We start from the raw sequence: 12,823 nt of genomic DNA, 5'->3' as shown, positions 1-12,823 counted from the left end.
CCCCCGCGGTGCCAGGTCCAGGGTCCGGACCGAAACGCTGTGAACGGATACTGGAGCGCTCTGCCATGAAGCGAATTCTCATTGCCGACGATCATGAGGCGGTACGGTCGGGATTACGGGCGGTGATCGAGCAACGGGCGGATTGGGAGGTAGTGGCTGAGGTGAACGATGGCGGCAAGGCGGTGGCCGCCGCGATCGAGAGCCGGCCCCATGTCGCCATCGTCGACTTCTCCATGCCGCGCATGACCGGCGTCGAGGTGGCGCGGCGGATCAGGGATTATCCGCTGCAGACCGAGGTGCTGATCTTCACCGTGCACAATTCTGGCCTGCTGGCGCAGCAGGCGTTCGAGGCCGGGGCGCGCGCATTCCTGGTGAAGTCCGATGCCAACAAGCTGCTGCTTGCCGCAGTCGAATCGCTGCTGCTGCACAGGCCGTTCTGCAACAGAAGCTGCTCGACGGAACTCGATCGCGGGCCTGTGGGCGATGGCAAGCGCCACGACGATCTCACGGCGCGGGAGCAACTGGTGGTCAAGCTGGTTGCCGAGGGCTACAGCAACAAGGGAATCAGCGCGATCCTCAACCTCAGGGTCAAAACGACCGAGGCCCACCGGGCGGCCGCGATGCGTAAGCTCGAGGTGAACTCGACGGCAGGGCTGGTTCGCTACGCCGTCCGGGCCGGACTTGTCGAGGCTTGAGGCGGGAACACCGACGCGGCGTTCCGGAGGTCAGGACCTCCGCCGAGAGATCTCAGGGTTTTGCTGGATAACGCCCGCAGCCGCGGCCCATATGATCGCCAGCGTCGTTGACGGCCTCGCGGGCAAAGCGGGGAAAACGGGAACGATGCCGTGAAACGCATCTTGATTGCGGACGATCATGAAGTCGTGCGATCCGGTTTGCGCGCGATCGTCGAAACGCATTCCAACTGGATCGTGAGCGGAGAAGCGACCAACGGCGAGCAAGCGGTTGCGCTGACGCTCGAAACCAGGCCGGATATCCTGATCGTGGACTATTCCATGCCGATCATGAACGGCCTGGAGGTCAGTCGCCGCCTCAAGGCGCTCCATCTCCGGGCCGAAGTCCTGATCCTGACGATGCACGAGAGCGAGGAGCTCTTGACCGAGGCCATCCTGGCGGGGGTGCGCGGCTTCCTGTTCAAGTCGGACGCCCGCAAGCACCTGATCTTCGCGATCGAGGCCCTGCTCGACGGCAGGCCCTACTTCACCAGCATCCTGCTGGAGAAGCTGCTTCACGATTACCAGGTGAACAAGCAGAACCGGGCCGACATGTTGCTGACCTCGCGCGAGCAGAGCGTGGTCCAGCTGATCGCGGAAGGGCATACCAACAAGTCGATTAGCACGATCCTGAAGCTGAGTGTGAAGACGGTCGAGACCCACCGCGCCTCGGCTATGCGCAAGCTCAGGATGTCCTCCACCGCCGAGCTGGTCCGCTACGCCATTCGCAAGAAGCTGGTCGCGCCCTGAAGACCGCTGTTACGCCACGTCGCGCGCCTCGGCACAGGCGAGACGTCCCGTATTCCGGTGAGGCCCGCGATCTGCAACGAATGCGCGATACAGCGCGACGGATACGAGCCAGGCAAACCCGAACAAGCCGATCACCACGAAGCCGAGATCGGCAAGGCTCTCGTTGAGGCCGGCAATGGCCGACCACAAATGGCCTGACAGCTCGAACTGCCTGCCAAGCAGGCCGAGCGCCTCCACCCCGCCGATGAAGAGCGCGATGACGACCGACGCCCCCGTGATCGTGAGGTTATACCAGAGCTTGCGCAACGGATCGACGAAAGCCCAGCGATAGGCGTTCACCATCAACACACTGTCGGCGGTGTCGACCAGTGCCATGCCGGCGGCAAACAATGCCGGAAACACCAGGACGCTCCCGGCTGACCCGCCGCGAACCGCCTCCGCTGCCGAGATGCTCATCAGGCCGATGGCGGTTGCCGTATCGAAGCCGAGCCCGAACAGGAAGCCGAGCGGATACATGTGCCAGGTCTTCGTCACGATACGGAACGCCGGGCTGAGCAGGCGCGCAAATACGCCCACACCGGGAGCAGCGTCGAGATGTTCCATATGGTGGCTTGCCTTCCGGGTTGCAGATCGGAAGGTGCGCCACAGGCCGATGAAGATGGCAAGATTGATCAGCGCGATCAGCAGCAGGAACGCGGCCGAAACCGAAGTGCCGATCAGGCCGCCGATGCGCCTGCCCGGGCTGTCATCACCCCAAAATCCGATTGCGGTTTCCGACAGCAGCATGGTCGCCGCCACGACCACGCTGGAGTGCCCGAGCGCGAAATAAAGTCCGGCGCATTTCGGCGCACCGCCTGCCTGGATCAACTTGCGCACCGCGTTGTCGATCGCGGCGATATGATCGGCATCGACGGCGTGACGCAGGCCGAACACCCAGGCGAGCAGGGCGGTCGCCATGACCACTGGACGGTCGGCGAACAGCGCGAATGCCCAGAGCCACGCCGCGGCATTGGCGAAGATGAGCCCGCCGAACAGCAGGGCGGTGCCGAGCTCGATACCTCGCAAAGACCGCTTCGTCGCCTGGTACGTCGCTTGGCCCATGGCCGCACCTCGGTGTGAGCTTCATCAAAGTCCATCATACTGACGAAGGCAAGAGCCCAGCATGACGACGCCGGCTCATTGGTATTTCCCGATCTCCGACTGAGTAGAACACCGGATGATTCTTGCCGGAGACTTGTTCCAACGTGGCTGCGGTCCTTGGGAGCCGGGCTCCGGGAGAATCCCATGCAGCTAACCCCGCGAGAGTTCGACAAGCTGCTCGTCCACATGTTGGCCGACGTGGCGCTGAAACGACGGGCCAAAGGCCTCAAGCTCAACTATCCGGAAGCGGTCGCCGTGATTTCAGCGGCGGCCCTCGATGGCGCACGCGCGGGCAAGACGATCGAGGACGTCACCAACGAGGCGCGCACCGTTCTCACCAAGGCCGACGTCATGGATGGCGTTGCCGATCTCATTCCGATGGTGCAGGTCGAGGCCGTGTTCAGCGATGGCAGCCGCCTGGTCACGGTACATACGCCGATCCAGTAAACGTTTGGAGGAGGTCGACATGGCCGGACCAAAACTAGGCCCCAAGATTGCCGCCGATGTCGATCCGGCCACGTCGAGCGTACCGGTCGGTGGCTATGTGTGCAGCCCGGCAGCGATCACCTTCGATGCCGATCGGCCGGTGACCGCGCTCAAGGTGCGCAATGCCGGAGACCGCCCCATTCAGGTCGGCTCGCACTTCCACTTCTTCGAGGTCAATCCCGCGCTGGAATTCGATCGCGCCGCGGCGTTCGGCCTGCATCTGAACATCCCGTCCTCGACCGCAACGCGGTTCGAGCCCGGCGACGAGCGCGAGGTTCAGCTCGTTCCCTATGGCGGCAAGCGCGCCGTCTATGGCTTCAATAATCTTGTCGATGGTCCGACCGCCGACAAGAACGCCGCCAAGATGAAATCCAGGGCGGTGGCGCTGGCGGCGGAACGGGGCTTTCGTTCCTCGCAGACCAAGGCGTGACGCGTCCATTTCTTGAACGAGGGCCGTGATGGCGACCATCTCCCGGCAGGAATATGTCGGCCTGTTCGGGCCGACGACAGGCGACCGGATCCGCTTGGGCGATACCGGTCTGTTCGTTGAAATCGAGCGCGACCTGCGCGGCGGCTACGGCGACGAAATCGTCTTCGGCGGCGGCAAGAGCATGCGCGAAGGCATGGGAATGGACAATCAGGTGACGCGGGCGGGCGGCGCACCCGACCTCGTGATCACCAACGTGACCGTCATCGACGCGATGCTGGGCATCGTGAAGGCCGATGTCGGCATCAAGGATGGGCGCATCTGTGCGATCGGAAAGTCCGGCAATCCGCAGACAATGGATCGCATCACGCCCGGCCTGGAGCTGGGCCTGGCGACGGACGCCATCTCGGGCTCACATCTCATCCTAACGGCTGCCGGGATCGACACGCACATCCATTTCATCTCGCCGCAGCAGGCCGAGGCTGCGCTCTCAAATGGCACGACCACTTTGATCGGCGGCGGGACCGGTCCTTCGGACGGATCCAACGCGACAACGGTCACGTCGGGCCCCGGCAACATCAGCATGATGCTGCGCGCGTTCGAAAACTGGCCGCTCAACGTCGGCATTCTCGGCAAAGGACACGGCCACGGCAAAGCCGCCTTGGTCGAACAGATCGAGGCGGGGGCGGTCGGCGTGAAATGCCACGAAGACTGGGGCACCACGCCGGCTGTGCTTCGCTCCGCGCTCACGGTCGCTGATGAGACCGATACCCAGGTCTGCATCCATACCGACACGCTGAACGAGTCCGGCTTCATCGACGATTCGATTGCGGCGTTCGAAGGACGAACGGTCCATTCGTTCCATACCGAAGGATCCGGCGGCGGCCACGCGCCCGACATCATCAAGATCGCCGGGCTCCCCAACGTCCTGCCGTCGTCGACCAACCCCACGCTCCCCTACGGCATCAATTCGCAGGCGGAGCTCTACGACATGATCATGGTGTGTCACCATCTCAGCCCCGATATTCCCTCGGATGTCGCATTCACCGAGAGCCGGATCCGCGCCGAAACCATCGCCGCGGAGAACGTCCTTCAGGACCTCGGCGTCATCTCGATGTTCTCGAGCGACTCGCAGGCGATGGGGCGGATCGGGGAATGCTGGCTCCGCTGCATCCAGACCGCCGATGCGATGAAGACGGGACGCGGCAAGCTGCCGGAGGACGCACCTGGCAACGATAATTTCCGGGTGCTGCGCTACGTCGCGAAGATCACGATCAATCCCGCTATCGCGCATGGCATCGCCGACGTGCTCGGCTCGGTCGAGGTCGGCAAGATCGCCGATCTCGTGCTGTGGGAGCCGGCATTCTTCGGCGCCAAGCCGAAGATCGTGATTAAGAACGGCTTCATCAGTTGGGCGGTGATGGGCGATCCGAACGCCTCGCTGCCGACGCCGCAACCGACCTATTACCGGCCGATGTTCGGCGCCTACGGGGATGCGCTGGCCGCCAATTGCATCACCTTCGTCTCCGGCGCCGCGCATGCCGCCGGCGTCAAGGAACGGCTTGGCCTGCGCCGCCAGGTGATGCCGGTGAGGAACGTGCGCAAGATCGGAAAGCAGAACATGGTTCGCAATACCGGCACGCCGAAGATCGAGGTCAGTCCGGAGACCTTCGCCGTGACCGTGGACGGCAAGCACGCCACCGTTCCGCCACTGACGACGGTGTCGTTGAACCAGAAATATTTCTTCAGCTGAGGATCGGCCATGATCATGATTGAGAGCGTCCTGGGCAATTCCGTCGATCCGGTATGGGCCGGACGGCTGTCGGACGCCGAGATAGATCTGGTCGAGATCGACCAGTGGGAGGCGCAGAAGAGCCGCTTCCGGAAGACCACGGCCAAGGGCGCGCAGGTGGCAGTCTCTCTCGATCGCCACACGCATCTTTGCGACGGGGACATCCTGCTCTGGAATGAGCAGACGCGGGCGGCGCTGGTGGCGCGGATCGAGCTGCGGGACGTCATGGTTGTGCATCTGGACGAGCTGACGACCGAGGCGCCCGACCTCGCAATGCGGACATGCGTCGAGCTCGGCCACGCCATGGGCAACCAGCACTGGCCGGCCCTGGTCAAGGGCACCTGCGTCTATGTCCCGCTGACCGTCGATCGCAAGGTGATGGCCTCGGTCATGAAGACGCACCGCTTTGAGGGCATCCGCTTCGAATTCGTCTCCGGACGCGAGGTCGTTCCTTACCTCGCCCCGCATGAATCCCGCCGGCTGTTCGGCGGCGCCGAAGGGCCGGTGCATTCTCACGCGCACGAGAGCCACGTCCACGACGCGGCAGAGGCGGGGCAGGTCAACGGACACTCGCCGGCGCACGTCCACGCTCATCCGACTCCAGCTCCACATCAACGAATCTCGCCGGTAACGGCCGGCTCCGCACGTGATCACCGCAAATGATAATGCGGGCGCAACGAGGAGTTCCGCGTGGCTCTCGCGGCTGCTCCAGTTTGGCGACTCGATGTTTCCCGTCGGCGCGTTCTCGTTTTCGTCCGGACTGGAATCCGCCGTTCAGGAAGGCGTCGTCACTGACGTGGCCACTCTGCGAGCCTTTGCGCGGACGGCACTGGAGCAAGCGGCGCGCGGTGACTGCGTCGCACTGATCGCTGCGCATCGCGCGGCCCTCGCCGGAGACATCGAGACCCTCGCGCACATCGACGCGCAGGTCTATGCGCGCAAGCTCTCGGGCGAAGCGCGGGTGATGTCGGTTCGCATGGGCCGGAAGTTCACTGACATGGGTGTCGAGGTGGTCGGCGCGCCGCTGCTTTGCACCTGGCGTGAATGCATTGCGAAAGCGGTCACTCCGGGCTGCTACCCGATCGCGTTGGCGATCAATTTCGCGGTGCAGGAGTTGCCCGCTTATCAGGCGTTCGTTGTGCACCAGTATGGAGTGGCGACAACGATCCTCGGTGCGGCCCTGCGGCTGATGAAGATCAGCCACATCGAAACGCAGAGGATTCTCTACGAGCTCACCGGACAGGCGGAAGCGATGTACGCGGTCGCCGCGACGGCCCGGCTGTCGGATATGGCCGGCTTTGCGCCCCTCACGGAAATTCTGGCCGCTGTCCATACCCGCGCGCATGTGCGCCTGTTCATGAACTGACGTCGAATGGAGCCTCGTCATGTCGAAGAGTATCACGCGCATCGGTATTGGCGGCCCGGTGGGGTCGGGAAAGACCGCGATCGTCGAAGCCATCACGCCGCGGCTACTCGATCTCGGCATCAAGGTGCTCATCATCACCAATGACGTGGTGACGACCGAGGACGCCAAGCACGTTCAGCGGACGCTCAAGGGCATTCTGCTGCATGAGCGCATCATTGGCGTGGAGACGGGCGCCTGTCCGCACACCGCCGTGCGCGAAGATCCGAGCATGAATCTTGCCGCGGTCGAGGATATGGAGCGGCGCTTCCCCGACAGCGACGTCGTGCTGATCGAGAGCGGAGGGGACAATCTGACCCTGACGTTCTCGCCCGCCTTGGTGGACTATTTCATCTATGTGATCGATGTCGCCGCGGGCGACAAGATCCCTCGCAAGAACGGCCCCGGGATCACTTATTCCGATATCCTGGTCATCAACAAGACCGATCTTGCCCCTCATGTCGGAGCCAGCCTCGAGGTGATGAGACGGGATTCGCAGCTGATGCGCGGCGCAAAGCCGTTCCTGTTCACCAACTGCAAGACAGGCGAGGGCATTCCGGAGCTGGTGGGGCTGATCGAGCGGGAGTTCCTGTTCGACATCAATCCGCGCGCACGGCGGTCGGCATGATACCGGCAGCGTTCCATCCCTGGTCCCGGGCCGAAGCGCTCGGCGCATCGATGCCCGAGTTTGCGTCCTTTCAGGACGAGCCGCCGCAGATGCGCAGCGGCACTGTCGGAAAGACGGGGTTCCTGCGCCTGGGCTTCGAACGGCGTTCTGGCCAGACCATCCTGACCGATTTGCAACGCCGCGCGCCCTATATGGTGCAGCGGCCGCTGTACTGCGATGAAGCGATCCCAGGCTTGGCGAGCGTGTTCCTCATCACCACCACCGGCTGCGTGTTGCAGGGCGACCGGCTCGGTCTCGACGTAAGCCTTGGTCCGGCTGCGCAGGTTCATTTGACGTCGCAGTCGGCCACCAAGATTCATGCGATGGACGCCAACTACGCGGCGCAAAGCCAGACGATCACGCTCGCCGACGGTGCCTATCTGGAGTTTCTCCCGGATCCCGTGATTCCGCACCGGCACTCGCGGTTTCTCAGCGATACGCAGATCTGCGTCGCGCCGTCGGCGACCTTGCTGTTCTCGGAAATCATTCAGCCCGGCCGCAAGCACCATCATCCCGACGAGTGCTTTGGCGCAACCGTGTTGTCGATATCGACCTCGGCTGCGCGGCCCGATGGCCGATCCCTGTTCGCGGAGAAGCTGGTGATCGAGCCGCAGCGTTATGAGATGCGGCAGACGGGTGTAATGAATTCCTTCGACGTACTCGCCAACGTGATCCTGTGCACGCCCATGGAGAGGGCGGAGCGCATCCACGAACGCATGCAGGCTGCGGTCGACCTCGCGGACGGGATCGCCTTCGGCGCGTGTCGCCTGCCCAATGAGGCCGGTCTGATCTTCAAGGTGCTCGGCCGGGAAACGGCGCAGGTAAAGGCCAAGGTACGCGAATTCTGGGGGATAGTCCGCGAAGAGGTCGTCGGTGCCGCGCTGCCGCCGCCGTATTTGTGGCGGTAGCAAGCGCTGCCGACGGCTTGCCGGCCGACGGGTTCGAGGAGGCAGCAATGGAAAAGATCTTGGCCAACTGGGAAAGCCTCTCGGTGTCGTCAGGCGCGTTGCGGTTCCTGGACACCAATCTGCGCGGCATTGGACAGGTCATGTTCCAGGATAATCCGCTGAGCGGGGCGCTCTTCCTCGCCGCGATCGCCTGGGGCTCCTACGCTGCCGGCACACCCCAGGTCGCGATCGCCGGCGTGCTCGCGGTTATCGTCTCGAACCTGACGGCGCTATGGCTTCACGTCGAAAGCGAGCCGCTTCATTCCGGTCTCTATGGCTTCAACGGCATTCTCGTCGGCCTTGCGCTGGCAACGTTCCTGGCGCCCGGACCGCTGCTTTGGGTGTATGTGATCTTGGGGGCGGCCGTCTCCGTGGTCGTGATGCTTGCCACCACGAACGTCGTCAAGCCTTGGGGAGGCGCGCTCACATTTCCGTTCGTGCTCACGACGTGGCTGCTCTTGCTGGCTACGTATGGGTTTTCCGGCCTTGCGGGAACGGCGCTGCCGTCCGGCGCAGTCGTGACCGCCTTCCAACCCTACAAGGCGAACCCGCTCCAGCTGATCGACCTCGGCAATGGCGTGGTCCTGAGCATCTCCCAGGTATTTCTGAAAGGCAGCGGCATCTCAGCGCTGCTCCTGCTTGCGGGGCTTGCTGTGAGCTCCCTCGCAGCAGCCGCCTTCGCGCTCGGGGGAGCGGTCTTGGCTGTGCTGACGGCCCATCTTTTCGGCGCCGAGAGCGACCTGATCACCGGTGGCCTGCTTGGGTTCAGTCCGGTTCTGACGGCGATCGCGCTTGGGACCGTCTTTTATCGGCCGAGCTGGCGCGTCGTGGCCTACGCAGCCCTTGCGACGGTGTTCACGGTGATCGCTCAGGCAGCCCTGAACGTGGCGTTGACCCCGTTTGCCATCCCGGCGCTTACGGCGCCCTTTGTCCTGGTGACGTGGCTGTTCCTGCTGCCGCGACAGCGGTTGGAGACGGTCGCTCCTGTCGCCAACGACGTCGAAAAGCCTGTCGCAGGAGCTTGATCCGCAACGCGGCGATCATCGCTCCGAAATTGCTGGAAGGTGCACCATGGGATTGCTTGGGGTGTTGGTCGGACTAGCGCTGCTGATGTGGCTCGCGTACCGGGGCGTCAGCGTGCTGCTGGTCTCTCCGCTGGCGGCGCTCATCGCGGCCGCATTCTCGGGCGAACCGTTGCTGGCGCAATGGACGCAAACATTCATGAGCGGGGCGGCGCGGTTCGTCGCGCAATGGTTTCCCATGTTCATGCTGGGTGGCCTGTTCGGCAAGCTGATGGGGGACAGCGGCTCGATCAGCGCCATCGCGCGAGGTCTGACGAAACGGCTGGGAACCAGCCGCACGATATTGGCGGTGGTGATCGCCTCGGCGATCGTGACCTACGGCGGCGTGAGCGTGTTCGTCGCATTCTTCGTGCTGGTGCCGATGGCGCACGAGATGTTCCGGGCCGCGGACCTGCCGCGCCGTCTGTTGCCGGCAACGATCGGGCTCGGTGCATTCACGTTCACGATGTCGGTGATGCCCGGAACGCCCTCAGTCAACAACGCCATTCCGATGCCGTACTTCGGCACCACCACCTTCGCGGCTCCCGGCCTCAGTATTATCGCGTCGATTATCATTTTCGTCTTCGGAATGTGGTGGCTACGTCGGGCCGAGGCGGCTGCACTCAAGGCCGGCGAGGGGTACGGCGGCGGGGTCGATGTCGCGCCGGTCGTCAGCGAGATGGTTCGCGAGCAGGCGGCGCCCGCAGGCGACTTCGATCCGGCCGAGCTGCCGCATGGCAAGCCAGCCGAAAGTGGGCCTAGCTTCGCGCTCGCCGTGCTGCCCCTGGTCGTTGTCATTGGCACGAATTTCCTGATGTCGCTTGTGGTGTTCCCGCGACTCGATTTTTCGTTTCTATCGGAGGAGCAGTGGGGCGGCACGACCATCGGGGCCGTGTCCGGCGTCTGGTCAGTCATCGTAGCGCTCGTTGCGGCAAACCTGACCGTCCTTCTCGTCAACCTGCGACGCTTGCCCTCCGTGCGCGAAAGTCTCGACGCCGGAGCGAATTCCGCGGCGTTGCCGATGCTGATGATCGCGAGTCTTGTCGGCTTCGGCGCAGTCGTGGCCGCACTACCGGCATTTGCGACGGTTCGCGACGCGGTCTTCTCGATTCAGGGCGGACCGCTCGTCTCGCTGGCCGTCTCGATGAATGTCCTGGCGGGGTTGACCGGGACCGCGTCCGGCGGCATGGCCATCGTCCTCAACGCGTTCGGCGACGACTTCATGCGCCTCGCGGCCGAGCACCACCTCGCTCCGGAATTGATGCATCGCATCACGACGATGAGCGCCGGTACACTGGACGCGCTTCCCCACAACGGCACCGTGCTCCTGCTGTTGCAGATCAGTGGTCTCACCCACCGTGAAAGCTATCTCGACATGGTGATGACCGTGATCGTCAGCTGCATCATCGCGCTCGTTGCCGTCCTGATCCTGGGGTCGATGTTCGGATCGTTCTAACTCATCCCGCAAGGAATCCGCCGTCCACCGCGACCACCGTACCCGTCGCATATTGCGACGCCGGCATGCAGAGGAATGCGACTGCGCCGGCAATGTCCTCTGGTTGTCCCCAGCGCTTGAAGGCAGTGCGGTCGGCGATGCGTTGATAATGTGCGCGATCGGTGCGGCCGGCGGCGTTGATCGCGGTTTCGATGTAGCCGGGTGCCACCGCATTGACGCGGATAGCTTCCTCGGCCCATTTGAGGGCGAGTGCCTTGGTCAACATCACGACGCCGCCCTTGCTGGCGCAATAGGCAGGGATGCGCGGCAGCGCCAGCGTCGCATTCATCGAGGCGATGTTGACGATCGAACCCTTGCTCTCCGCGAGCAGCGGACGGAATGCCATGCAGGTCCGGAACGTGCCGGTGAGATTGACGTCGAGCACCTTCATGAAAGTCTCGATCTCGAATTCCTTGTCGCGTGCAAGAATGCCGGCGCAATTGACCAGCGCGTCGACGCGCTTGTGCTGGCGGGCGAATGACATGACGGCGGCATCATCGGTGACATCCAGCGTCGCGAGCGTGAGGCCCGCGCGTGGCTTGAGCAGGGTGCGGGCAAGATCGGTATCGTTGGCACCGGTTGCCGTGACAGTCGCGCCGAGGTCGCAAAACTGGTTGCTAATCGCAGCGCCGATGTCGCCGGCGCCGCCGATCACGACGGCATGAAAGCCGGGTGCGAGAGAGAAGTTGGAATTCATCGCGCGTGTCTCACTTCAGGGATTTCGGAGGAGGAGCGGTCGATTCACGGACCACCAGCGAGAAGTCGATCTCGCGGTGCATGATGGTCTGCTCGCCGGCGAGGCTTCGGACCAGATATTCGCCCGCACGCTGCCAGGTTTCTCCGGTCGGGACGTGGATCGTGGTCAGGCTCGGCCGCAAATGGCGGCTCCAGTCGAGATCGTCGAAGCCGACGACCGACAGATCGCGCGGCACCGAGAACCCGTCGCGCTCCGCCTCGAGTAGCACGCCATAGGCGATGACGTCGTTGCCGCAGACCACGGCCGTCGGGCGGTCCTTGAGGTTGAGGAGATAGCGGGCCGCCTCGCGGGCGTCGTCGAGCGTATAGGGCACCTCGACATGCCATTGCGGGGGAAGCTCGAGGCCGTTCTCGGCGAGCGCGCGGCGGAAGCCGGCGACGCGGGCGCTGGCGCGGTCATTGTTGCGCTGGAGCGCCGAGACGATCCCGATCCGGCGATGGCCGAGCTCGATGACATGCGCGGCGGCGCGATGGGCTGCGGCCTCATTGTCGGTGCCGACGCAAGGGTAGGGCCGGTCAGGCTGATAGATGCCGACATTGATGAAGGGCACCGCATTGTCGGCGAGCAGTTTTCGCAATCCGTCGTGATGGCAATCGCCGCGCAGCACGAGCCCGTCGACACCGCGGCTGATCAGATTGCGCGCCTGCTGTAATTCGACCTCGAGATCATATCCGCTGGTGGTGAGGAACAGCATGTATCCGACCGAGGACAGATATTGCTGAAGCGAGGCAATGCCGCGCGCGAACATCGTGTTGTCGATGGTCGGCACGATCGCGCCGAGCGTGCGCGAGCGGCGCGATGAGAGGATCCGTGCCGGCGCATGCGGAATGTAGCCGAGCGCGTCGATGGCCTGCTCGATGCGCGCGCGTAAGGACGGGCTCACCGCGTTGGGATTGTTGAGGGCGCGCGAGACCGATGCCGTCGAGACGCCGGCGCGGGCCGCCACGGCGCGGATGCCCTGCTTCACAGACTTGGCGTTGGTCAGTCTCATGAATGTAACGTTACATCTTGCGTAGGGAGCCGCTCGGTAGCGATAATGTCGCAAATCTGCCGTGGATTGTGCAGCTTGTCCATGCTTGACAGGGCGAATGTGAGGTTTATTTTGTAACCGTTTTCAGTGGTGCTCAAACGTGTTCAAAATGGTCCGCCAGCTTAAGGCGGCCAGCCG

The 12,823-nt window shown here is 63.7% G+C and carries 13 protein-coding genes and 1 pseudogene; 11 read left to right on the top strand and 3 right to left on the bottom strand.

Annotated features, from left to right (window positions below):
• Window positions 1-65 precede the first annotated feature (65 nt).
• Together BRAGE_RS0121710 and BRAGE_RS0121705 are read left to right on the top strand one after the other, a co-directional pair.
• On the top strand, window positions 66-695 hold the full coding sequence (locus BRAGE_RS0121710) for a response regulator (protein WP_027559073.1): 630 nt from the start codon (window positions 66-68) through the stop codon (window positions 693-695).
• 150 nt (window positions 696-845) lie between these two features.
• Window positions 846-1,481 (top strand): response regulator transcription factor, encoded by a 636-nt coding sequence (locus BRAGE_RS0121705; protein WP_027559074.1) that lies wholly within the window; start codon window positions 846-848, stop codon window positions 1,479-1,481.
• A gap of 9 nt (window positions 1,482-1,490) precedes the next feature.
• Here the strand turns inward: BRAGE_RS0121705 and BRAGE_RS49055 are convergent, their stop codons facing one another.
• Window positions 1,491-2,582 (bottom strand): HoxN/HupN/NixA family nickel/cobalt transporter, encoded by a 1,092-nt coding sequence (locus tag BRAGE_RS49055; protein ID WP_035729955.1) that lies wholly within the window; start codon window positions 2,580-2,582, stop codon window positions 1,491-1,493.
• A gap of 183 nt (window positions 2,583-2,765) precedes the next feature.
• On the opposite strand from BRAGE_RS49055, the gene BRAGE_RS0121695 reads away from it, so the two are divergent.
• The 9 genes and pseudogenes from BRAGE_RS0121695 to BRAGE_RS0121655 all read left to right on the top strand — a co-directional run bounded on the left by BRAGE_RS0121695 (window position 2,766) and on the right by BRAGE_RS0121655 (window position 10,859).
• Window positions 2,766-3,068 carry an urease subunit gamma gene (locus tag BRAGE_RS0121695; RefSeq protein ID WP_027559076.1) on the top strand — a complete coding sequence of 101 codons (303 nt, stop codon included), beginning with the start codon at window positions 2,766-2,768 and terminating at the stop codon, window positions 3,066-3,068.
• Window positions 3,069-3,087: 19 nt separating this feature from the next.
• Complete coding sequence (locus tag BRAGE_RS0121690) at window positions 3,088-3,537, top strand: urease subunit beta (RefSeq protein ID WP_051378492.1); 450 nt, start codon at window positions 3,088-3,090, stop codon at window positions 3,535-3,537.
• A 28-nt stretch (window positions 3,538-3,565) separates the two neighbouring features.
• Entirely contained in the window at window positions 3,566-5,287 is a 1,722-nt protein-coding gene (locus BRAGE_RS0121685) for an urease subunit alpha (RefSeq protein ID WP_027559078.1), read from the top strand.
• 9 nt (window positions 5,288-5,296) lie between these two features.
• Window positions 5,297-5,872 (top strand): annotated as a pseudogene (gene ureE / locus BRAGE_RS49050) (urease accessory protein UreE); the annotation flags it as partial.
• Between the two features lie 100 nt (window positions 5,873-5,972).
• Window positions 5,973-6,692, top strand: a complete 720-nt coding sequence (locus tag BRAGE_RS0121675; protein ID WP_027559079.1) for an urease accessory protein UreF — start codon at window positions 5,973-5,975, stop codon at window positions 6,690-6,692.
• Between the two features lie 19 nt (window positions 6,693-6,711).
• Complete coding sequence (ureG, locus tag BRAGE_RS0121670) at window positions 6,712-7,356, top strand: urease accessory protein UreG (protein ID WP_027559080.1); 645 nt, start codon at window positions 6,712-6,714, stop codon at window positions 7,354-7,356.
• A complete protein-coding gene (locus BRAGE_RS0121665) occupies window positions 7,353-8,303 on the top strand; it encodes an urease accessory protein UreD (protein ID WP_027559081.1) in 951 nt (316 codons plus the stop codon). Before ureG ends, BRAGE_RS0121665 begins: the two co-directional genes overlap by 4 nt.
• Window positions 8,304-8,350: 47 nt before the next feature.
• Window positions 8,351-9,367: an urea transporter gene (gene yut / locus BRAGE_RS0121660; protein WP_028146337.1), complete on the top strand. Its 1,017-nt coding sequence runs from the start codon at window positions 8,351-8,353 to the stop codon at window positions 9,365-9,367.
• 46 nt (window positions 9,368-9,413) lie between these two features.
• Window positions 9,414-10,859: a GntP family permease gene (locus BRAGE_RS0121655; RefSeq protein WP_027559082.1), complete on the top strand. Its 1,446-nt coding sequence runs from the start codon at window positions 9,414-9,416 to the stop codon at window positions 10,857-10,859.
• Between the two features lies 1 nt (window position 10,860).
• On the opposite strand, the gene BRAGE_RS0121650 is transcribed toward BRAGE_RS0121655, so the two are convergent.
• A complete protein-coding gene (locus BRAGE_RS0121650; protein ID WP_027559083.1) occupies window positions 10,861-11,595 on the bottom strand; it encodes an SDR family NAD(P)-dependent oxidoreductase in 735 nt (244 codons plus the stop codon).
• Between the two features lie 10 nt (window positions 11,596-11,605).
• On the bottom strand, window positions 11,606-12,646 hold the full coding sequence (locus tag BRAGE_RS0121645) for a LacI family DNA-binding transcriptional regulator (protein ID WP_027559084.1): 1,041 nt from the start codon (window positions 12,644-12,646) through the stop codon (window positions 11,606-11,608).
• Between the last annotated feature and the right edge of the window lie 177 nt (window positions 12,647-12,823).

The organism is Bradyrhizobium genosp. SA-4 str. CB756 (assembly GCF_000473125.1).
In the GTDB taxonomy this organism is placed as follows: domain Bacteria; phylum Pseudomonadota; class Alphaproteobacteria; order Rhizobiales; family Xanthobacteraceae; genus Bradyrhizobium; species Bradyrhizobium arachidis.
This window is presented reverse-complemented; position numbering and strand designations above follow the sequence as displayed.